Source organism: Agrobacterium genomosp. 2 str. CFBP 5494, assembly GCF_900013495.1.
In the GTDB taxonomy this organism is placed as follows: domain Bacteria; phylum Pseudomonadota; class Alphaproteobacteria; order Rhizobiales; family Rhizobiaceae; genus Agrobacterium; species Agrobacterium pusense.
Genome location: NZ_LT009720.1, coordinates 12,650 through 31,780, shown reverse-complemented (window position 1 = coordinate 31,780; position 19,131 = coordinate 12,650). Strand labels below are relative to the sequence as shown.

Sequence of the window (19,131 nt, the reverse complement as noted above, 5' to 3'; positions counted from 1 at the left end):
AAGGATCCACGGCATGAAAGTCATCAGAGCATTTCGCAATCTTGACCGGCACGGGCAACAGCGCGCGCCTGAGGTCATCGAGGAAGAGGTGCGGCAACTTGAACTGCACGGCGAGGCGGCTATCCTGTCGCATGCCGAAAGCTCACCCGATCATCCAGGAGGACGCATCGAATGAACATCAACTCGCTCAACCCGGCCCGGGACATCGAAGACATGCTCTGCACGCTGACGCGCAACTGGTGGCTGTTCATCCTGCGCGGCGTGCTGGCGCTGATCATCGCCGCGCTTGCGTTCCTGATGCCGGCTGAATCGCTCCTGGCTCTGACGCTGGTATTCGGCACCTTTTCCTTCGCCGATGGCGTGTTAGGACTGATCTCCGCCATTCGCAACATCCGGAAGGGCCGGCGGTGGGGTTGGCTCATGGTGAGCGGCCTGCTCGGCATCGCCACGGGAATCGTCATCGTGATCTCGCCCTTCGTTGCCACACTCGTCCTAGCGACGTTCCTTTGGGCCAGTATTGCCTTCTGGTCCGTGTTCTCGGGTGCCCTCGAGATCGCGGCAGCGATCCGCCTGCGAAAGGAAATCAACGGCGAAATCTGGCTGATTCTGAGCGGCCTTCTCTCGGTCGTTCTCGGTGTCGTCGTGACCTGGATGCTGCTGACGCGCCCGGTCGAAAGCTTCCTCGCGCTCGGCTGGCTGATCGGCTTCTACGCCGCGGTCTTCGGGGTGATGATGATCCTCCTCGGGCTACGGCTTCGCAAGGCGGATCGTTCGGACGGTGCGGCCTTCGATGACGCTCCCCCATCGGCAAAGGCGTGAGGTGCCCTGTGGTGGATGACGGGCGACTTGCCGGCGAGGAGCACGATTTCACCCGATGGGACGAAACGATCTTCGACCGTTGCCTGAGCACCGGCTTCAATCCGTTCGGCAGCGGTCCGACGCCAATCTTCCTGCGGCACCGGGACGCAGAGGCGCCGGACGCCGATGCAAAACCGTGCATGCCACCTGACACCAAAATGCGAGGTGCTGATGTCGAACCGCCTGCCTGACTTGGCATTTGCTGCTGCGGCCGCTGCTTTGGGCATCGGCATCGTTTTCGTTTTTCGTTCGATGTATCTTGCCGAAGACATACTGCCTTTCGCGCAGGAGATGACGCTCATCTTCCTCGGCGCTGTCGTGACGATCATTCTGACCGCGGCGCTTCTCAATCGCCAGACCGATCTCGAGCTTCGCAAGGAAGGAAGGGTCATCATCCTCCAGCAGCAATGCGACATTTACATGGCCTGTATCGAGAAGGTCGCAGAGATCGTGGAAACCGCAAGGCACGATGCGAAGCTGATCGATGAACTGCGTGTTCTCAGCCACAAGCTGGCTGTGGTCGCGAGTGCAGGGGTCGTGTCCAGCTTCGAGCAGGTACTGGAGAGCTTGCAGTCCGGTTTTGCTGACGGCTCGCTCTCGGACGGGGACGGAGAGGGCGTGATGAATGCCGTCGCCGATCTCACTATAGCGATGCGGTCGGACGTCCTGCACGCTGCTGCCTTTCCTTCGCAGAACACCGAACGCGCCGTTCGCCTGAATTCGAGACGAATGGAAAAACTCGACGATCTCGAACGTCACCTTCTCGTATCCACCGACACCCGCTGATATGCGCGGACACAATCATCCACCCTTTCCGCCGACGATACCCGGGACCAACATGAGGTCATGGGACGTTCCGACCGCGATCATTTACCGGCCGGCTCGTTCCGCGATGACGTCGGCGCCGCGGCCCAACTACTGGATACTGGAATTCGAGCCGTCTCAGCCGCTGCAGGTCGAGCCGCTGATGGGATATACCTCCAGCAACGATCCCTATCGTTCGATCCGGCTGAAATTTCCCGACCACGACAGCGCCGTGGAATTCGCGGAGCGGCAGGACTGGCGCTATTTCGTGCGTGAGGACGTGGCTCACCGGCATGCGCCTGACCGCTGGCGAGGAGAGGAGCGGCATCGCCTCTACAAGGGAGCCGACGCCCCGAACGCCTTTCGCATACCGTCCCGCCTGGATCGGGGTCGCACGGACCACCGACTCCGGCGCGCAGTCGATCAGGAAGGCTCGGTGGACCTGCAGTCGCAAGAACAGGAGGAATTCGATCCAGTTATCGAAGCCAGTCTTGAATCCTTCCCGGCCTCCGATCCCCCAGCCTGGACGGGCGTGACGATCGCCGGGAAAAAGTAATGAACGCAATGGCCAGCTCGAGCGAGGATTTGCCGCTTGTTTCCTTACCTTGACAGCGTCGCGCGCCGCTACCCGCCCGTCATCGTATGGGCGGTCATCGGCATGAACGTCCTCGCGTTCCTCTATCAGATCAGACTGCCTCCGCGCGTGCTGGACCGGTTCCTGTTCGAGTTCGCGCTGGTGCCCTCGCGCTTCTTCGGGCATCTGAGCCTCGTCGCGCCGTCCGACTGGACTCCGTTCCTGACCAACATCTTCCTGCACGGGGGCTGGCTGCACCTCATCTTGAACATTTGGACGCTCTGGATCTTCGGCCCCGCCGTCGAAGATCGGCTCGGACCGGGTAGATTCACACTGTTCTATCTGTTCTGTGGTGTGGCGGCCGGACTGGCTCACGCGTTGGCGAACCCCGACTCAGTCGTTCCCGCGCTTGGCGCATCGGGGGCGATCGCGGGCGTGATCGGTTGCTACGCACGCATGTTTCCGGCGGCTCGACTGGTGGTGATCGTGCCGATTCTGTTCATTCCCCTCTTCTTCGAAGTGCGCGCGGTCATTTTCGCGATGATCTGGTTCTTCATGCAGGTCGTTCCCGGTTTCCTATCGCTCGGCAGCGATCCGGCCACGGGCGGGGTTGCCTGGTGGGCGCATATCGGCGGGTTTCTCGCCGGTTGGCTTGTAACGCCACTCCTGCGAAGGCGCGCCGACGTCTATCGCCACTATTATCGCGACGAGGGCATCTATGGCTTTCTGCCGGATGGCCGACGGGAAGGAGGACAAGGTCCATGGACATAATGCAGCTTTTCTGGCTGTTCTTCATCATTTCGGCGCTGCAGCCGGTTCTGCAGCGCAGATATCTTGAGGCGATGCGCGTACGCAAGATCGCCAGTATCGAGAAGAAGCGTTCCAGTCGCGTCATCCTGCTAATCCATCGGCAGGAGACGATGAACCTGCTGGGATTCCCCTTGATGCGCTACATCGACGTCAATGATTCGGAAGAAGTCCTGCGCGCGATCCAGATGACCGACGATGAAGTGCCACTCGACATCGTGCTGCATACACCGGGCGGCCTTGTGCTGCCAGCAACCCAGATCGCTCGGGCCATTCAGGGCCACAAGGGCAAGGTCACCGTGTTCGTGCCACATTACGCGATGTCGGGCGGCACGTTGATCGCGCTTGCCGCCGACGAGATCGTGATGTGCGAGCATTCCGTGCTGGGACCCGTCGATCCGCAACTTGGCCAGTTGCCTGCTGCCTCGCTCCTCAAGGTCGTCGCCGAGAAGCCCATCGCCGAGATCGACGACCAGACCCTGATCATGGCCGATGTCGGTCGCAAGGCCATTGCGCAGATCGAGGCATTCGCGAAACGTCTGCTGTCCGACAAGATGGACGAGAACCGCGCGGCGGCGCTGGCAGCGAAGCTGGCGACGGGCACCTGGACCCACGACTATCCCCATCTCTGCCGATGAGGCCCGCGACTTGGGCCTGCCCGTTGGAACGGGCATGCCCAAGGAAATACTGGAGCTGATGACGCTCTATCCGCAGCCGGTTCGGCGCCAGGGCGGTGGCGTGGAATACCTGCCCGAGCCGCGGCAGCGAGAGGCCCGCCGCGCCATATCCACGCGCTGAACGCTTGCCGTCGGCCGCCGAGCCCGGCTCGTCAACGAAAGGATACAGGATGCCCACGGTCGCTTGCCTGCAGTGCAATTCCACCAACAGGGTGCCGCAAGAGCGCCTGAGCGATAACCCCTATTGCGGACGCTACGGCGCGCCTCTCTTTCAAGGCATGCCCGTCACGCTCACCGCGGCTAATTTTGACCGCCATGCGAATGCCGAATTGCCAATGCTGGTCGATTTCTGGGCCGAGTGGTGCGGGCCATGCAAGATGATGGCGCACCAGTTCGAAGCGGCGGCGCGCTCGCCCGAACCCCATGTCCGCCTGGGCAAGCTCGACACCGAGGCCGAACAGCAGATTGCCGGCCGCTACGGGATCCGCGGCATTCCCACCATGATCCTGTTCAGGAGCGGCAAGGAAATCGCGAGGACGAGCGGTGCAATGCCTGCCACGCAAATAGCGCAGTGGGCGCGCTCGCACGTCTAGAGTTTACAGGTGTTGGCCTTCCCTGCGCCATGCCATCAGGAGAAGAAGGAGAAGAACATGCATGGCGTGACCGGATTTGTTGAAAGTGCGGCCTTGTTGGTCTTTGCCGCGTTCGTGCTCGTGACGATATGTTCACGGATCGGCGTGCCCAGTATCGTCGGTTACATTCTTGCCGGCATAATCATCGGACCTGCCGGCCTCGGCCTGATTGCTGAGAGCGCTGCCCTGAGCAGCATTGGCGAGATCGGAGTGGTACTCCTGCTGTTCGCTCTTGGCCTGGAATTCTCGTTCGAGAAGCTCGTAACGCTCAGGAAGCATGTCTTCGGTCTTGGAGCCGCGCAGGTTGCAGTCACGACGATAACGGTATCGTTGGTAGCGAGTCTGATCTTCGATCTCGCGCCCGTCCCCGCAATCCTCATCGGCGGGGCCGTTGCCATGTCATCCACGGCCATGTGCCTCAAGGTGCTCGCAAGCGCGAACGCTCTGGGATCGGCCCAAGGACGTCTGTCCATTGCAGTGCTTCTGTTTCAAGACTTGGCAGCTGTTGCATTCCTGCTTCTGCACGATTCGATGAGCGGAGCCACCGAAGGGTTAGGCGTGATAACGGTCGTCGCCAGTGCAACGGCATTGGTTGCAGCCCTGTTCATTGCCCGTGGGCCGTTGCAGTTGCTGGCCCGGTGGGTAGCGTCGCGTGGCGATCCGGAACTTGCCCAGCTTCTTGCGCTCACCATTGTACTAGGGGCTGCGATTGTCGCGGCCACCTCCGGTCTTTCTCCAGCGCTCGCTGCATTCGCGGCCGGGATGATCATCGGCGAGGGTGACGCGCGCCATGCTGTCGAGAACGAGATCCGGCCTTTCCGCGATTTGTTTGTGGGGATTTTCTTTGTCGGCATCGGAACGCAATTGCAACTCTGGATCATCCCGTATGCGTGGCCAGTCGTGCTGAGCTGGCTCGGGATCATTTTCGCGGGCAAGGCGCTGATCGTTTTGGTTGTCGCCCGAATATTCGGCGAGTCGCTTCAGACCTCATGGCGGACTGGGATCATCCTGGCCCACGGAGGAGAATTCAGCCTGATGCTGCTGTCGGTTTCCTCGACATCGGGCATTGTTGCGGAGGAATTCGCTGGTCCTTTACTCCTCGCGATTGGCATCAGCATGCTGGCCGGGAGTGTTATGGTCAGATGGGCGGGGCTAAAGGCTTAGTGGGGTCAACATCAAGATAACTGACCCCCCGATGTGAAGGCGACAGAGGCTGCCGGTGCAAAGACATTCACCTATATCAGCGCAGAGCTAGCGCGATCATGGACGAAGCGGGTTCGACGATCCGCAATGCCGATGAAACATCTCCTACGTTCCCTGAACATTTCTCGGCTTACCTGGCGAGCAAGGTACGTGCGGAGCTCCTGGTCATGTCAGCCAAAGAAATCGGCTTTCGGACTGTTTCACTTCGACCGCCCGCGATTTGGGGTCCCGGTGATCCTTACAGTAGAGGACTCCCCGGTGCCATCAGAACGGGACGGTTCGCGTTCGTCGATCGCGGAGACTATGCTTTTGCAACGTGCCACGTGGACAACGTAGTTGAAGCAGTGGAATGCTCGCTCGAGCGAGGCGAAGGAGGACGTGCCTTCTTCATATGTGACCGAGACAGGCAGACGTTCAGAGAGTTCGTCGCATCGATCGCGGCCCTGAAGGGACTGTCGATCGAAAAGCTGGGGTCGATGCCTTACTGGCGAGCCTCAGCAATTGGGTGGGCACTTGATGCTGTTTGGGCGGGCGGGTCGCAAATTCTTCTGGTTAACTTGCTGTTGACCACGACGGTGGAAATTCCGCTCCCGATGTAGCGGAGCGTAGCCATGATTCTGAATGCCATTGTCGAGAAGCTGAAGCGCCAGTCGAAGCATGATTTCAAAGGGCGACATTTCGAGGCATGGCTCATCGTTCAGGCGGTGACCTGGTATCTGCGGTACCCGCTCAACTATAGAGATCTCGAGGAGATGTTCCGTGAGCGCGGCTTCGAGGTCGACCATAGTACAATCAACCGCTGGGTCCTCGCCTATGCACCTGTCATCGAGAAGCGCCTACGCCAGTTTCGCCGACCGCATTGTGGCTCAGTCAGGATTGACGAGACCTACGTCAATATCCGGGGCAAGTGGCGATACCTGTACCGCGCCATCGACAAGCACGGAAATCCAATCGACTTTTTGCTCACCGCCAAGCGCGATCTCGACGCTGCCAAGCGCTTCTTCCGTAAGATGCTCAAGGATGAGCCGCTGCTATCGCCGGGGAAGATCGGTACCGATGGCGCCAACACCTTCCCCACAACGATCAAGACGGCCGTCGATGATGGGCTCTTGCATCCGAACCCTGTTCACTATGTCACCAAGCATCTGCAGCAAGGCATCGAGAGCGACCACTTCCGAGTAAAGAAGAACATGCCGAAGATCGGCGGTTTCCAGTCATTCAAAACGGCGCGCCGGACGATCGCCGGGTTCGAAGCGATGTTGTGGCTGCGGAAAGGCTTCGGCTTTTCCGGCGACTGGACCGTCAACGATCAAAACGATCTGCTCGCGCGCCTCTTCGGCCTTCAAAAGGTTAACAAGGCGTAAACGCTGGGTGATTATCGGCTCAACGCGTCCTATCGCCAGATTTGCGACACGCCCACTGGAGGCAGCCGGAGGCCGCAATCAGGCATGGCGACTACGCAATGCGTCTTGTCGGAACCCGGGGACGCATGGATATTCTGTTCGGCGAGGGCCGCCTTCTGGTGGAAACCGATGAACGTTGCCTTTGGGAGCCGGAACTGCCGTCGCCCATCGGGCCGGCACAGGACGCTCTCGATGCTTTCACGGGGGTAGCGCTTTTGCAGGTATCGACAAAAGAGGCGCTTCTGGCCAGCCGTATCGCGGCGCTGGCCGCTCTCAGCGCAGAAGACGGGGGACAGGACTATCTCTGTTCCTGGGCTCGTCGGGAGAAAGCGCTGCACGGGAAAATACGCTTTTCCAGCGTCTGGCCAGCCAGACGGATGGTATCATCGTGGCGTCGACCCGGCTCAGTGAGGCGCAGGTGAGGGCGCATGCCAAAAGGCACCCGATCATGCTGATCAATCGCGACATCGTGGGATTGCCACGCGTATTGATCGACACGCAGGTGGCCGTGACGGATGCCATCGGATTCCTGATCGAGAGCGGCCATCGCGATATCGCCTATCTCTCGGGTCCGAAGGAATCCTGGTCGAATCAGCAGCGCCTCGAGGCGGCGGGAGCAGCGTGCCGACGTCCGGTTCGAGGTGATCCAGCTATCAGAACCCAGTTTCGAAGGCGGTGAAAAGGCTGCCGAAGAGGCCGTCGCCGCAGAGGTGACCGCGATCCTTGCGTTTGATGACCTGACGGCTCAGGGAGCACACGCCCGACTTTCGGCCATGGGAATCGTCGTTCCCCGGGAGATGAGCCTCATCGGTTGCGACGATGCGCTGCCCGCTATGACCTATCCCGCACTCTCCACGCTCAGCGGGCTTTCCCTGGAGGCGGGGAGGCATGCCCTCAAGTTGCTCCAAGACGCTATTGAGCATAGGGAAAGTGTTCAGGACATGAAGGTTGTTTTGGGTGCACGCTTCGTTCGTCGCGATACCACAGGTTCGGCGCCGTCGAGATCTCGTCGTTAACTTCTCGCTCCGGCTAAATCAGGGCCAAACGGTAGGCCTTAGCAGAGATCGTTTGAGGGCGTCGTCACGTTGTCCGGGGCTTAACGCTTGACCAGTAATTGGACGCGATGAGCGCGCCGACCATCAGCTACAAGAACCACCGCTTCCCACCGCAGATCATCGCCCATGCGGTCTGGCTGTATTTCCGGTTTCCGTTAAGCCTGCGATTGGTGGAAGAAATGCTGCTGGAGCGCGGCATCGTCGTGTCCTACGAAACGATCCGGCGCTGGGGCCGCAAATTCGGTGCGGCCTACGCAAAGCGACTGCGCAGAAAAACGCCGTCGAGAAAGGATATCTGGGATCTGGACGAGGTGGTCGTGACGATCGGCGGTCGAAAGCATTGGCTTTGGCGAGCCGTCGATCAGGACGGATATGTTCTCGACGAAATCGTGCAGGTGTTGGTATCCCCTCACCAACCACGATCCGGCGCGTGCGACAGAAACTGAACCTGTCGCAGCGGGAGGCATACTCAAGGTCGATGAGAAGGCCTTCGACAAATACGAACGCGGACTGGTCGAGCCGAGCGGGCCGACCAGCCAGTTGCTACGCCTCCTTGACCGTCACCCGGAATTGGTTGACGAATTGCGTCGTACATCCTTAGTGGTATGAGCATTTCACTGAATGGCGCTGTTGCATTTATTAATATTCGCCCCGTCGCTTGGGGGGGTGTATTAGAAACATCGATATCGCAAATTCATCCGCATCAACGCACCTGGTAAAAAGCGGGCCAAATTTATCATGTTAACAACTATTGAAAAACTGCTCAAGCGGCTGGAGGATCTGGAGACGCAAATGACGATTGCTTGCGATCTGAAGGTGTCTTCCGAGGCTCGCCAACATCTATTGAATGAGCTGATGGAACAGCATCGCTTGATTGCTCAAGAGATCATGGAGCTGAGGCTGCGGGAAAAGATGGACGGAAGTGAATGACTGGCCAGACGCGTCATCGGCAAGTCTCCTTATCCGCGAACAGGCGATCGGTGAACTGCCACGGTCCAGGAGACGAGCAGAATCTGATACCAGTATAAATGCTGGCATCGTATTGAGCGGTCTTTCCCCACACATTAACCTCATAATGCGGATCGTGTGTCCGCGAGTGGTGTAGCCGGATTCATCGCCATCGGCGGTTTCCGGTAGGGCCGGCGTGAAGAGCAGCGATTCAAGGGAGCAAAGTAATTATGTCGCGGGCCTCGCCCGCACCAGCAACCGTATTACTTGTGCTTCGGGGGGGCGGGCGGCTGGCGTTGTGGTCTCGCGCCGTGACAAACTCCTAGTTTATTACCGCCTGGCAATGCCAAAAATCATCGATCTTCTGGACGAGGTCGCACGCTTCCTGAAGAGCAATCCTTCCCCCGCATAAAAGCAACCGCTGTTCCACCCCCACGTTGTCCACTGCCGTCTCATCTGCGATCGAGTTTTCATGGAAAAGTGACAAGGAGTTTCTCCATGGAGACTACGTTGGAGGTTGTCACGACGCGGCCTGGCCGACGAGAGATACATCGGCAATGGCCGGATGAGATAAAGGCGCGGATCGTATAAGAAAGCTTGCGGCCGGGTTTGATGGTGAATGAGGTCACGGGCCGAAGGCCAATCATCTGTGGATCTGAACACCGGCACGACAGGGCAAGCTGGTTTTGCCTGAGCCAGAGGGTGCAATTGAATTCGCGACCATGGTCGTGGAGACGTCCGCACCGTAGCCGTTCGCCGCCAAACAGATGTCTCAGGCCGAGATTATCGTTGGCGCTGTTAAGATCCGTCTTGAGGAAGGAGCGTCTGCAGCCCGGATCGCGCGTGCACTGGCGGCGATGATATGATCTTCCCCTCGAACCGACTGCGGATCATGGTGCGACCAAACCGGTAGACTTCCGTAAAGGGCATGATGGATTAGCAGCGCTTGTGAAGAAGGAGCTGCACAAGGACCCGTTTGCGGGAACAGTATTCGTGTCCAGGTCTCGCAAAACAGACCGGCTGAAGCTGATCTACTGGGATGGCACTGGTATCGTGCTGGCCTACAAGCGGTTGGAAGAGCACAGCTTTACTTGGCCCGGCATCAAAAACGGACTGATGAACTGACCCATGCTCAGTTCGAAGTTAAACAGTTCTGTCGTAGCTTGTTTTCGCAATTAAACCTCGCGCCGCCTTCATTCCACAATACGCTGAGAGCCTCTTTCTGAACCGCAGCGGGTTTGCCAGATCAACCGGCAGAGTTATCAACTGACAGAATTGGGAGAGCGTCTCAGTAGCACGGCCAATTCCGCCTTGGGCAGGGCCCCAGAAAAATAAAACCCCTGAATCAGATCGCATCCCTGCTTTGTAAGAAAGTCCAGTTGCTCTCGGGTTTCCACGCCCTCCACCACCACCTTGAACGACATACCTTTCGCAAGCGATATGATGGCAGATGTCAAGCTGCACTGTCTGGCGTCGGTTGGAATATCAGTGATAAAGCCACGATCGATCTTGATACAGCTGCATGGCAATTCCGCCAGATAGGACAGACACGAATACCCTGTCCCAAAATCGTCGATCGCGATCCCTACGCCCATTTCCCTCAACTCGTTCAGGAGAGGCAAGACTTCGTTTTCGCGCTGGATGTAAGTTGACTCCGTTATTTCGATCTCAAGCTGTCTCGCAGGAAATCCAGTTTCTGACAGAAGTCTCCTCAGGAATGGTATGAAGCGACCAAATCGCAACTGGCTGGCCGATATATTCACGGATAGCGTGACCGGGAGATAGCCAGCCTGAAGCCATTCCTGCCCGTCGCGGCATGCCCTTTCAAGAACATATTCGCCCAAGGCCTCAATGAGACCAGTTTCCTCCACAACCGGGATAAAATCGGCCGGAGAAACAATACCAAGTTCCGGATCCGACCACCTTACGAGTGCTTCAACGCCATGCAGTTCATGGCCAACAGCCGTAAATTGCGGCTGATAATAGACATCGAGTTCGCCGTTGGCGATCGCGTTTTTCAGCTTTAGCCCCAGCTTCACCCGCTTCTGGCTCTGCGTGGTCAGCCGGTCTTCATAAACACCGACTGACCCACGTCTGGAACGTTTCGCCTCGTATAGAGCTGCGTCGGCCCCAAGAAGGGCATCATGATCTCCGGGACGAAGGTGATAGCTCACGCCAATTGTTGCGGAGGAAAACACTTCCAGATCATCGCGGATGTGAACAGTCTGGCCGAAGCAAGATTGGATTTTCTCGATGATGCCTTCGATAAAGCTGTGATCGCCAGACTGAATGAGAAAGGCGAACTCATCACTCCCGAGGCGACAGAGGACATCGCCCGAAGCTAAATAGTTTTTGCGGAGATTGTCGAGTCGTTCGGCAATCAATTGGAGCACGCGATCACCGACACCGTGACCGTAGCTGTCATTCACGTCCCCAAAATAATCGAGATCGACTATGATCAATGCATGCGGAACATTCTGGAAAGCAGCGCGGCTTTTATGAAGAGTGCGGCGGTTCGGTAAGCCGGTCAGATGATCGTGCGATGCGAGGTATTCGAGTTTTGCCTGCGCCGTCTTTTGTTCTGTAATGTCCGTCACTGAATAAACAAAGGTGTCGCCGCCGCTCGCGTCCTCGCCGGCAGGGGTAATAGAAAGTATGCCAGGCCGATGCCTGTCCGCTCCAAACATGACCTCCCGACGCCATTGCCCAGCCGCGCCGTGCGGCCGCGAAACGGGCGCCCCGTCGATCCAGAATGATTTGTTGATATCTGTATCGTGCCGATCGGTGTGATCGTAATTTATACCCAGCATCGCCCGAAAAGCCGCATTTGCTTTCAGCACCTGGCCGAGATGATTGACGATGGCAAGACCTTCGGTCGAATTCCTGAATACGATATCCCCACGCCGAAGGTCCTGATCCTTTATGGTCATCTCTTTGATCAGATCAGCGCTGCTGGAAGCCAGCAGATGCCATCGAACGGTATCTGTTTCCAGATAATGGATAAATGCCTGCCGCTTCCACAGCACAAACAAGGCCAGCGACATACCATAGGCAACTGCGATAAGGATCTTTCCCGCCAGTCCGCCAATGACGGTCGCAACGATCTGTGTGTTGATACCAAATGCGATGAAAGGAAACGCGATGCCATCAAGCACGAGAACGAGCACGAATGAAAGAATGTAGATGGCCGCCGTGATGGAAAGCGAGGGTTGCTTTTTTTAACGGTCTCGAAAATGAAAAGCAAAAGCAGGAGTTCAGAGATTATCAAAACACCCCCAAGCGCAATCAGCGCAGTGGATATTTCAAAGAATCCTGATGGAACTGCATGTGGATTGATCACACCTTCCGTTTCCAGAATGGAATGCGTCAGGACGGAAAAAATGATCTTGAAGATGTCGACCAGAACCACAAGCCGAACCAGATGCCTGAGGATAAAGGCGTCTCTTTCAACCCAAACGAACATCACCGACGTCATCATGAAGGCGCCGTAACACAGGTTGCCACCGGAGACGACGACACCATCGGTGATGGGCAGGAAATAGACATTCCCCATGAAACCGCCGATCAGCAGAATGAGCGCGATGTAGGTATAAAAATGGGTGCGCCGGCTTGGTGCCGGGAGCGTCGTAAAATAAAGGGGGAATAAAGAGAAGGCGATGAATTGCGCGATTAGCAAAAGAGCCATTGTGATCAATCCGCCGAGTTTCCATCAAAATGCCCGTAGAATATCTCACATTGCAGCATGGGTTGCTCGACAAAATCACGTTTCTCAGAACTGGCAGAAGCCCATTCGGGTTCTCCGGTTCGAATATTCAGTGCCTTTTCAAATATCAACTTCGATCGATAGGCGTTGAATGGCAAAGGTTGGCCCTTATGGGCTGCGCGTCTGATTTTCGCGCAAAGATAGTCAATTGCAGCTTTAAGTTCTTCATCCCGAATATTCGGGTTGCGAGCTAGCGCATGTTCGGCAGGCATCATGCCCTCCACAATTCCAGTGCAACCGAATGATATTGTAAAGACAAGCGGTTAAAAGGCGCTGAAGCGGTGTAGCGAGTTGTTGCGACGGTTCTCCGTCATGTGTGCCAAATTCGATCACGCGGCTTGGAATGTGGCTGGTAGAGCCGAGAATGCCACATCCCACACGCGGTACATTTGCCACCTCGACAAATCCATTCACTGCTCTGTCTCGCCTTTTCGAGTTGACTGTCAAGTCTTGAGCGACTTGTTTCTAGCAGCCCGTCTCAGGCAAGATAAAACGAGTTGCTCTTGTCGCAAAATTAAACTCAGGCTTTTGCGCCCCGGTTTTGCAACTCGCTTTCTCAACCGTTGTTCAGGCGGCGATTTTTGCAGAAAACTATCCGGTTGTGCAGATCGAGGTCTCGGGAGATGAATTCTCTGCCGTAACATCTTCGGAAGAATGCGCTGAATGAGGCTTGACCAGTTGCGTAGCCTTATCAGGCGAAGCAGGTGGTCATAGCCGGGCAATAGGTATCACAGTGGTCTTGCGAAGCCACACTGCAAGGAGACCGGCTATGACCGACAACAACATTACGGCATCCGCTCCCGTTCTGGAAGCGATCGATATTTCTAAGGAACGCCACGAAGTGCTGATCGAAGCGCCGGACAGAATCCGTGGCCGCCGAGTAAGCGTTCTCAACAATCTCGATGAGTTTGATCGCCTGATCAGCCTATTGCGCAGTTATCAGCGCCCTGTCCGCGTCGGGCGTTGTCACGTTGTTCGTGGCTTAACGGTTGACGGATAACCGGACGTGATGAGCACGCCGACCATCAGCTACAAGAACCACCGTTTCCCACCGCATATCATCGCCCATGCCGTCTGGCTGTATTTCCGGTTCCCGTTAAGCCTGCGGCTGGTGGAAGAAATGCTGCTGGAGCGCGGCATCGTCGTGTCCTACGAAACGATCCGGCGCTGGGGCCGGAAATTCGGTGCGGCCTACGCAAAGCGACTGCGCAGAAAGACGCCGTCGTGAGAGGATATCTGGCATCTGGACGAAGTGGTCGTGAACGATCGGCGGGCGAAAGCATTGGCTTTGGCGAGCCGTCGACCAGGACGGATATGTTCTCGACGAGATCGTGCAGACCCGTCGAGACACCAAGGCTGCCAAGCGATTGCTGATCAGGCTGCTGAAGAAGCAAGGCCTCGCGCCAAAGAGGATTGTCACCGATAAACTGCGTTCATACGGGGCGGCAAAGCGAGATGTGATGCCGGCCATTGAACATAGATCACACAAGGGCCTTAGCAACCGTGCGGAAAATTCCCATCTGCCGCTGCGAAAACGAGAACGAATGATGCAGGGTTTCCGATCCGTCGGCAGTCTGCAACAATTTGTCCCCGTGTTTTCAGCGGTTAGAAATGATTTCGTCCCGTCGCATCAAAAACATTCCGCCCTCGCCACCCACATTCATCGGCTCCGCGCCATGGCGCACTGGAAGGCCGTGACCGGCGCAACTGCCTGAGTTTAACTGAAAGCGCTTCGTCCGGCCTCAGTCGAACAACGTGACAACGCCGGCCAGGTTGCACCGGGCACTTCTTTCTCAAGTCACCCTGTGAGATTACTTGGTAGCAAGGATGTCGAAATTGCGGGCGTTTGCCACAACACCATCGTCCCATCCGCCTGCGACCAATTCTGAAGCCTTTGCATTAAGGAGCCCGGCGACTTGTCCGGCAAAGTGCGCTTCGCGCCCAGAGCTGTCGGCAAAGATGTCAAAGATGGCGAAGTTGTTCTCGTCAATCTGCAGCGCCGTCCAGAACAAAGATTTTGGTTCGGTATCTGCAACGATCGGACCAGCGGCGGTCAACAAGGCTGCCAATTCGGGACCTTTACCTGGAGCAGCTTCGAGCTTGATATAAGTTGCGGTTGTTGCCTTGTGGAGGTCAACCGGCGCTTTTACCGAAAGGACATCGGAGTTGTTGATGTTCGCGACAACACCGGCGTCCCATCCTCCGTCGACCAACGCGTCTGCGTTCTGGTTCAAGGAAGCTGCAACTGCTCCTGAGAAGTGAGCGCCCCGTGCTTCTTCGTCTCCGAAGATGTCAAAGATTGCGAACGTATCACCGGCTTGCAGAGCAAACCACAGTACAGTGCCCGGCTCTGTTTCTCGCACGATAGTTGCAGCACCAGCCAGAAACTCCGCGAAGGCTACGGTCTGGCCTTCGACGGCGGGCATGGCGATGTAGCTGGCAGTATGATTTTCCATTGGATTGTCCTGTGCAGTTGCAGAAGTTGTGATCAGAGCCAGTGCGGCGCATATCGGAAGAATTTGCGTGTTCATGGTCGTCCCCTGACTTGACGTTCGTCGTGTTTGGTTTCGATGCACTCTTGTCCCATGGCGGATGGGTCGGACTCCAATTCCGAAGTTCTATTTTTTAATAGACATGGACTATGGAAGTTGCTTTGATGGCGTGCGTTGAGATGTGGCGGAGAATGCGGCGATGGAAATGAACCAGATCAGGTATTTTCTCGCTGTCTGTGAGCACCGAAACTTCACCCACGCAGCCAGTGCCTCCAATGTCTCCCAACCTTCCTTGACGACTGCGATCAAGAAACTTGAAGACGAGCTTGGAGGTGAGCTGTTTGTCAGGGACCGTGCGGGATGCAGGCTTACAGCCCTCGGAAAACTCATGCAGCCAAGGTTGCAGAGGATCTACGATGAGACGCGCCAGGCGAAGGCTGAGGCGGTCCGTCACATGCGTTTGGAGCGGGTTCCAATCTCTGTTGGTGTCGGCGAAACGATTGGCCACAACCTGATTTCGGCAGCTATGGAGCGTACGCGTAAGCGATTACCGCAAGCCGAAATCGAATTGATCGTTGCATCATCCTCCGAGCTTCTTGCCGGGTTGCGAGACGGCAAACTCGACGTTGCAGTCACCGCAGAGAAGGTCAGTGAAGACCTCTATCGCATAGACCGTCTCTATGAAGAGGACTACAAGGTAGTAATGTCAAAGTCGCATCCGTTGTCTGAACAAGATGCGATTTCTCTTGCGGCTCTCGCAAAAACCGACATGCTCGACCGACTAAATTGCGAAATGCGGGACGCTTTGCATGGGACCTGCGCAGATTATGGTCATGAACTCTACGCGGCGTATCGGTCCAACCGCGTGGATTGGTTAGTTGAACTTGCTCGGCAAGGGTCAGGTGCGCTGATCTTGCCGGCCACTGCTATTCCTCTGGACATGGGCCTGGTGTCGAAGCCCATCGAGGGCCTTCAATTATCGAGAACTGTTCTGGCTCTCCGATATCGGCACCAAACGACGAGACCAGAGACAAATGATCTGATCCGTGAGATTATGCGGACGCCGATGTAGTGAGGTCGGCAGTCGACATTCGCCCATGGTGCAGCATTCGTCCCGTTGGGCTCCAGCCGGCGTTATCACGTTGTTCGACTGAGGCCGGACGAAGCGCTTTCAGTTAAACTCAGGCAGTTGCGTCGGTCACGGCCTTCCGGTGCGCCATGGCACGGATCCGATGAATGTGTGTGGCGAGGGCGGAGTGTTTTTGATGCGACGGGACGAAATGATTTCTAACCGCTGAAAACACGCGGACAAATTGTTGCAGACTGCCGACGGATCGGAAGCCCTGCATCACCCGTTCTCGTTTTCGCAGCGGCAGATGGGAATTTTCCGCACGGTTGTTAAGGCCCTTGTGTGATCTATGTTCAATGGCCGGCATCACATCTCGCTTTGCCGCCCCGTATGAACGCAGTTTATCGGTGACAATCCTCTTTGGCGCGAGGCCTTGCTTCTTCAGCAGCCTGATCAGCAATCGCTTGGCAGCCTTGGTGTCTCGACGGGTCTGCACGATCTCGTCGAGAACATATCCGTCCTGGTCGACGGCTCGCCAAAGCCAATGCTTTCGCCCGCCGATCGTCACGACCACTTCGTCCAGATGCCAGATATCCTCTCACGACGGCGTCTTTCTGCGCAGTCGCTTTGCGTAGGCCGCACCGAATTTCCGGCCCCAGCGCCGGATCGTTTCGTAGGACACGACGATGCCGCGCTCCAGCAGCATTTCTTCCACCAGCCGCAGGCTTAACGGGAACCGGAAATACAGCCAGACGGCATGGGCGATGATATGCGGTGGGAAACGGTGGTTCTTGTAGCTGATGGTCGGCGTGCTCATCACGTCCGGTTATCCGTCAACCGCTAAGCCACGAACAACGTGACAACGCCCTGGCGGCGGTGGAAATGCGCAAGCGGAACATCAGCCTTTGGGGGCGCTTACGGAAGTCAACCGGCGTCGCCCGGCCGACAGACGTCCATCACGCTGGCGGCGGCATCGCTGTCACTGGCGTCTTGCCCTTGAAGTCGGTGATGATCTCGCCGATCAGCGCCCGTAGCCAGCGGTGTGCACGATCGTGCTGGTAGCGGACGTGCCAGGCCATCTCCACGGGAAAGCTGCCGAGGTCGACCGGCGCCGGCAAGATCTTCAGCCGAGGGTCATCCATCAGCCGCCTGCAGATGAGCGAGGGTAAAGTGGCGCAGTAGTCGGTCACTGCCACCATCTCGGCTGCAGCGAAGAAGTTGGTCACGGAGATCGCGATGTCGCGCTTCAGCTGTTGCTGCGCCAGCGCCTGGAACAGACCGGCGCGCATCCGTCCGGGCGGCATGATGTTGACGTGCTTCATCGCCTCGAACTGCTCGCGCGTCATGGCATCGCCGACGCCTGGATGGTCGGCGCGGACGGCGCAGGCTAGCCCCTCGTCCATCAAGTGCTGGACGACGAGGTTGTCGGGTGGGTCGACGATGCGGCCCAGCACGAGGGCCGTCGTGCCCGACACGACGCCCGTCTCAACGAGATCGTTGCCGTACGGCGTCAGGTGGAGCTTAATGCCGGGCGCGACCTTTTCCAGCCGCGCCACGACAGCGGGGACGAGGACGAACTCGACATAGCCGTTGGGCGCGATCGTGAAGAGCCGCTCGGCCTGTGCGGGGTCGAAAGCCTGCTGACCGAGGACCGCGTCGTCGAGCAGCGCGAGTGCCTCGGCGATCAGCGGTGAGAGTTCGAGCGCGATCGGGGTCGGCTGGATGCCATAGCGCTCGCGGACGAACAGCTGGTCCTGAAGCATCAGTCGTAGACGCGATAGGGCATTGGACAAGGCGGGCTGGGTCATGCCCATGCGCTCGGCGGCCCGCGTGACGCTGCGCTCATCCATCAAGGCGACGAAGATCGGCAATAGGTTTAGATCGTAGCGCATGCAGTCATGCTATCAGCGATATATCTGAAATCAAGAAAATAAATTTCTAGAATGTGTCTACATGGCCTATCTCCCATCCATCGGCGATGGACGCCGCGAACATGGAGGTTCAGATGAGCAAGGGTCAGGTTCTCGTGCTTGGATCGAACGCCACGCAGATCGGGCTGCGTGGCGGCGGTACCGCGACGATCGGTCAGTATCTCAACGAGACGGCGGTCCCCGCGTTGGCTCTGCTCGACGCCGGCTATGATATTGTGCTCGCCACGCCCAATGGGGCCAAGCCGCACATCGACGCCGTGTCCGATTCGCTTGATCACTTCGGCGGCGATGAGACGGCATTCCAGCGCGCCAAGGACTTTTTTGCCAACCACCGGGCGATGAACGACGTGCGTAGGCTGAAATCGGTCGTCGAAGACGGCCTGGACGGCTTCGTTGGCGTGTTTGTGCCGGGAGGTCACGCGCCCGTCGTCGACCTGATGCAAGACCGCGATGCGGGCGCGATCCTCCGTCACTTCCACGCGGCGGCCAAGCCGACCGCGCTCCTCTGCCACGGACCGGTAGTCGTTGTCGCCGCGCTCGAGGATGCTTCGGCCTTCCGCAAAGCGCTGGAGGAAGGCGATGACGCCGGGGCGGCCAATCTGGCGGGAGACTTGATCTACTCGGGCTACCGCATGACCGTCTTCTCGGCGAACGAGGAGAAGATCGCTGAGGAGCAAGTGCTGAAGGGCGAACTCTTCTTTGACATGGAAAAGGCGCTGCGGTTGGCCGGTGGCGACGTCTCGGTCACCGACGAGAACTTCGCTTCGAATGTCGTCGTGGACCGGGAGCTGATCACGGGTCAGAATCCGGCGTCGGACCAGGCCATAGCTGGCGCGTTGATCGAAGCCCTCGATCGCGCCGCTGCATGAGTACCAGGATGACCGGCGGGCGCTCAGGATGCGCCGTGCTTCGAAT

At 57.6% G+C, this 19,131-nt stretch carries 23 protein-coding genes and 6 pseudogenes; 23 read left to right on the top strand and 6 right to left on the bottom strand.

Annotated elements, in window-relative coordinates; all coding sequences use genetic code 11:
- Positions 1-13: 13 nt before the first annotated feature.
- From AGR2A_RS29755 to tnpB, 19 genes and pseudogenes are all read left to right on the top strand, one after another.
- Complete coding sequence (locus AGR2A_RS29755) at positions 14-175, top strand: hypothetical protein (protein WP_157952843.1); 162 nt, start codon at positions 14-16, stop codon at positions 173-175.
- Entirely contained in the window at positions 172-819 is a 648-nt protein-coding gene (locus AGR2A_RS24575) for an HdeD family acid-resistance protein (RefSeq protein ID WP_072493523.1), read from the top strand. Before AGR2A_RS29755 ends, AGR2A_RS24575 begins: the two co-directional genes overlap by 4 nt.
- A gap of 8 nt (positions 820-827) precedes the next feature.
- Entirely contained in the window at positions 828-1,049 is a 222-nt protein-coding gene (locus tag AGR2A_RS24570) for a hypothetical protein (RefSeq protein WP_072493522.1), read from the top strand.
- Positions 1,030-1,644 carry a hypothetical protein gene (locus AGR2A_RS24565; RefSeq protein ID WP_072493521.1) on the top strand — a complete coding sequence of 205 codons (615 nt, stop codon included), beginning with the start codon at positions 1,030-1,032 and terminating at the stop codon, positions 1,642-1,644. Before AGR2A_RS24570 ends, AGR2A_RS24565 begins: the two co-directional genes overlap by 20 nt.
- 52 nt (positions 1,645-1,696) lie before the next feature.
- Complete coding sequence (locus AGR2A_RS24560; RefSeq protein WP_080823482.1) at positions 1,697-2,218, top strand: NADH dehydrogenase ubiquinone Fe-S protein 4; 522 nt, start codon at positions 1,697-1,699, stop codon at positions 2,216-2,218.
- Between the two features lie 36 nt (positions 2,219-2,254).
- Positions 2,255-3,007 (top strand): rhomboid family intramembrane serine protease, encoded by a 753-nt coding sequence (locus tag AGR2A_RS24555; RefSeq protein ID WP_072493519.1) that lies wholly within the window; start codon positions 2,255-2,257, stop codon positions 3,005-3,007.
- Positions 3,007-3,681, top strand: a complete 675-nt coding sequence (locus tag AGR2A_RS24550) for an SDH family Clp fold serine proteinase (protein WP_286079598.1) — start codon at positions 3,007-3,009, stop codon at positions 3,679-3,681. Before AGR2A_RS24555 ends, AGR2A_RS24550 begins: the two co-directional genes overlap by 1 nt.
- A gap of 34 nt (positions 3,682-3,715) precedes the next feature.
- On the top strand, positions 3,716-3,841 hold the full coding sequence (locus AGR2A_RS30190) for an SDH family Clp fold serine proteinase (protein WP_286079597.1): 126 nt from the start codon (positions 3,716-3,718) through the stop codon (positions 3,839-3,841).
- Positions 3,842-3,890: 49 nt separating this feature from the next.
- Entirely contained in the window at positions 3,891-4,313 is a 423-nt protein-coding gene (gene trxC, locus AGR2A_RS24545; protein WP_072493517.1) for a thioredoxin TrxC, read from the top strand.
- A gap of 57 nt (positions 4,314-4,370) precedes the next feature.
- Entirely contained in the window at positions 4,371-5,516 is a 1,146-nt protein-coding gene (locus AGR2A_RS24540) for a cation:proton antiporter domain-containing protein (protein WP_072493516.1), read from the top strand.
- Positions 5,517-5,614: 98 nt separating this feature from the next.
- The gene (locus AGR2A_RS24535; RefSeq protein ID WP_139786410.1) at positions 5,615-6,154 is read left to right on the top strand and encodes an NAD-dependent epimerase/dehydratase family protein; all 540 of its coding nucleotides are present in this window, start codon (positions 5,615-5,617) and stop codon (positions 6,152-6,154) included.
- A gap of 12 nt (positions 6,155-6,166) precedes the next feature.
- Positions 6,167-6,919, top strand: coding sequence for an IS6 family transposase (locus AGR2A_RS24530; protein WP_080823481.1), 753 nt, complete (start codon positions 6,167-6,169; stop codon positions 6,917-6,919).
- A 125-nt stretch (positions 6,920-7,044) separates the two neighbouring features.
- Positions 7,045-7,380, top strand: a complete 336-nt coding sequence (locus AGR2A_RS30185; protein ID WP_083532098.1) for a hypothetical protein — start codon at positions 7,045-7,047, stop codon at positions 7,378-7,380.
- A complete protein-coding gene (locus AGR2A_RS29295) occupies positions 7,263-7,637 on the top strand; it encodes a substrate-binding domain-containing protein (RefSeq protein WP_234797360.1) in 375 nt (124 codons plus the stop codon). The genes AGR2A_RS30185 and AGR2A_RS29295 overlap by 118 nt, the downstream gene beginning before the upstream one ends.
- A complete protein-coding gene (locus tag AGR2A_RS24520) occupies positions 7,519-7,974 on the top strand; it encodes a substrate-binding domain-containing protein (protein ID WP_376750327.1) in 456 nt (151 codons plus the stop codon). The genes AGR2A_RS29295 and AGR2A_RS24520 overlap by 119 nt, the downstream gene beginning before the upstream one ends.
- A 97-nt stretch (positions 7,975-8,071) precedes the next feature.
- Positions 8,072-8,408, top strand: a pseudogene (locus AGR2A_RS24515) (IS6 family transposase); the annotation flags it as partial.
- Positions 8,386-8,622: a type II toxin-antitoxin system MqsA family antitoxin gene (locus AGR2A_RS24510; protein WP_234797351.1), complete on the top strand. Its 237-nt coding sequence runs from the start codon at positions 8,386-8,388 to the stop codon at positions 8,620-8,622. The pseudogene AGR2A_RS24515 and the gene AGR2A_RS24510, both read left to right, overlap by 23 nt.
- A 129-nt stretch (positions 8,623-8,751) precedes the next feature.
- The gene (locus tag AGR2A_RS24505) at positions 8,752-8,943 is read left to right on the top strand and encodes a hypothetical protein (protein WP_052821282.1); all 192 of its coding nucleotides are present in this window, start codon (positions 8,752-8,754) and stop codon (positions 8,941-8,943) included.
- Positions 8,944-9,870: 927 nt separating this feature from the next.
- Positions 9,871-10,086: pseudogene (gene tnpB, locus AGR2A_RS29290) on the top strand (IS66 family insertion sequence element accessory protein TnpB); the annotation flags it as partial.
- A gap of 137 nt (positions 10,087-10,223) precedes the next feature.
- On the opposite strand, the gene AGR2A_RS24495 reads toward tnpB, so the two are convergent.
- The 3 genes and pseudogenes from AGR2A_RS24495 to AGR2A_RS29910 form a co-directional block, all read right to left on the bottom strand.
- A complete protein-coding gene (locus tag AGR2A_RS24495; RefSeq protein ID WP_139786409.1) occupies positions 10,224-12,116 on the bottom strand; it encodes a putative bifunctional diguanylate cyclase/phosphodiesterase in 1,893 nt (630 codons plus the stop codon).
- 113 nt (positions 12,117-12,229) lie between these two features.
- Positions 12,230-12,514: pseudogene (locus AGR2A_RS30395) on the bottom strand (hypothetical protein); the annotation flags it as partial.
- Between the two features lie 137 nt (positions 12,515-12,651).
- Entirely contained in the window at positions 12,652-12,936 is a 285-nt protein-coding gene (locus tag AGR2A_RS29910; protein ID WP_072493512.1) for a hypothetical protein, read from the bottom strand.
- A gap of 557 nt (positions 12,937-13,493) precedes the next feature.
- Between AGR2A_RS29910 and AGR2A_RS24480 the strand changes: the two are divergent.
- Together AGR2A_RS24480 and AGR2A_RS24475 are read left to right on the top strand one after the other, a co-directional pair.
- Positions 13,494-13,682: pseudogene (locus AGR2A_RS24480) on the top strand (IS110 family transposase); the annotation flags it as partial.
- A 38-nt stretch (positions 13,683-13,720) separates the two neighbouring features.
- Positions 13,721-14,439, top strand: a pseudogene (locus tag AGR2A_RS24475) (IS6 family transposase).
- A 96-nt stretch (positions 14,440-14,535) separates the two neighbouring features.
- Here AGR2A_RS24475 and AGR2A_RS24470 read toward each other — a convergent pair.
- A complete protein-coding gene (locus tag AGR2A_RS24470) occupies positions 14,536-15,255 on the bottom strand; it encodes a putative quinol monooxygenase (protein ID WP_080823475.1) in 720 nt (239 codons plus the stop codon).
- Between the two features lie 160 nt (positions 15,256-15,415).
- Here AGR2A_RS24470 and AGR2A_RS24465 point away from each other — a divergent pair, with 160 nt between their 5' ends.
- Entirely contained in the window at positions 15,416-16,288 is an 873-nt protein-coding gene (locus tag AGR2A_RS24465) for a LysR family transcriptional regulator (protein WP_037095135.1), read from the top strand.
- Between the two features lie 109 nt (positions 16,289-16,397).
- Here AGR2A_RS24465 and AGR2A_RS24460 read toward each other — a convergent pair.
- Positions 16,398-17,115, bottom strand: a pseudogene (locus AGR2A_RS24460) (IS6 family transposase).
- A gap of 126 nt (positions 17,116-17,241) precedes the next feature.
- Positions 17,242-18,177, bottom strand: coding sequence for a LysR family transcriptional regulator (locus AGR2A_RS24455; protein WP_037094003.1), 936 nt, complete (start codon positions 18,175-18,177; stop codon positions 17,242-17,244).
- Between the two features lie 113 nt (positions 18,178-18,290).
- Here AGR2A_RS24455 and AGR2A_RS24450 point away from each other — a divergent pair, with 113 nt between their 5' ends.
- Positions 18,291-19,085 carry a type 1 glutamine amidotransferase domain-containing protein gene (locus AGR2A_RS24450; protein ID WP_072493509.1) on the top strand — a complete coding sequence of 265 codons (795 nt, stop codon included), beginning with the start codon at positions 18,291-18,293 and terminating at the stop codon, positions 19,083-19,085.
- The last annotated feature ends 46 nt before the right edge of the window (positions 19,086-19,131 follow it).

Excerpts from the sequence above, each read along its gene's own strand:
- AGR2A_RS29755 (WP_157952843.1), top strand. The coding sequence starts at position 14 with ATGAAAGTCATCAGAGCATTTCGCAATCTTGACCGGCACGGGCAACAG.
- AGR2A_RS24575 (WP_072493523.1), top strand. The coding sequence starts at position 172 with ATGAACATCAACTCGCTCAACCCGGCCCGGGACATCGAAGACATGCTC.
- AGR2A_RS24565 (WP_072493521.1), top strand. The coding sequence starts at position 1,030 with ATGTCGAACCGCCTGCCTGACTTGGCATTTGCTGCTGCGGCCGCTGCT.
- AGR2A_RS24560 (WP_080823482.1), top strand. The coding sequence starts at position 1,697 with ATGAGGTCATGGGACGTTCCGACCGCGATCATTTACCGGCCGGCTCGT.
- AGR2A_RS24550 (WP_286079598.1), top strand. The coding sequence starts at position 3,007 with ATGCAGCTTTTCTGGCTGTTCTTCATCATTTCGGCGCTGCAGCCGGTT.
- AGR2A_RS30190 (WP_286079597.1), top strand. The coding sequence starts at position 3,716 with ATGCCCAAGGAAATACTGGAGCTGATGACGCTCTATCCGCAGCCGGTT.
- trxC (WP_072493517.1), top strand. The coding sequence starts at position 3,891 with ATGCCCACGGTCGCTTGCCTGCAGTGCAATTCCACCAACAGGGTGCCG.
- AGR2A_RS24540 (WP_072493516.1), top strand. The coding sequence starts at position 4,371 with ATGCATGGCGTGACCGGATTTGTTGAAAGTGCGGCCTTGTTGGTCTTT.
- AGR2A_RS24535 (WP_139786410.1), top strand. The coding sequence starts at position 5,615 with ATGGACGAAGCGGGTTCGACGATCCGCAATGCCGATGAAACATCTCCT.
- AGR2A_RS24530 (WP_080823481.1), top strand. The coding sequence starts at position 6,167 with ATGATTCTGAATGCCATTGTCGAGAAGCTGAAGCGCCAGTCGAAGCAT.
- AGR2A_RS30185 (WP_083532098.1), top strand. The coding sequence starts at position 7,045 with ATGGATATTCTGTTCGGCGAGGGCCGCCTTCTGGTGGAAACCGATGAA.
- AGR2A_RS24510 (WP_234797351.1), top strand. The coding sequence starts at position 8,386 with ATGTTCTCGACGAAATCGTGCAGGTGTTGGTATCCCCTCACCAACCAC.
- AGR2A_RS24505 (WP_052821282.1), top strand. The coding sequence starts at position 8,752 with ATGTTAACAACTATTGAAAAACTGCTCAAGCGGCTGGAGGATCTGGAG.
- AGR2A_RS29910 (WP_072493512.1), bottom strand. The coding sequence starts at position 12,936 with ATGCCTGCCGAACATGCGCTAGCTCGCAACCCGAATATTCGGGATGAA.
- AGR2A_RS24470 (WP_080823475.1), bottom strand. The coding sequence starts at position 15,255 with ATGAACACGCAAATTCTTCCGATATGCGCCGCACTGGCTCTGATCACA.
- AGR2A_RS24465 (WP_037095135.1), top strand. The coding sequence starts at position 15,416 with ATGGAAATGAACCAGATCAGGTATTTTCTCGCTGTCTGTGAGCACCGA.
- AGR2A_RS24455 (WP_037094003.1), bottom strand. The coding sequence starts at position 18,177 with ATGCGCTACGATCTAAACCTATTGCCGATCTTCGTCGCCTTGATGGAT.
- AGR2A_RS24450 (WP_072493509.1), top strand. The coding sequence starts at position 18,291 with ATGAGCAAGGGTCAGGTTCTCGTGCTTGGATCGAACGCCACGCAGATC.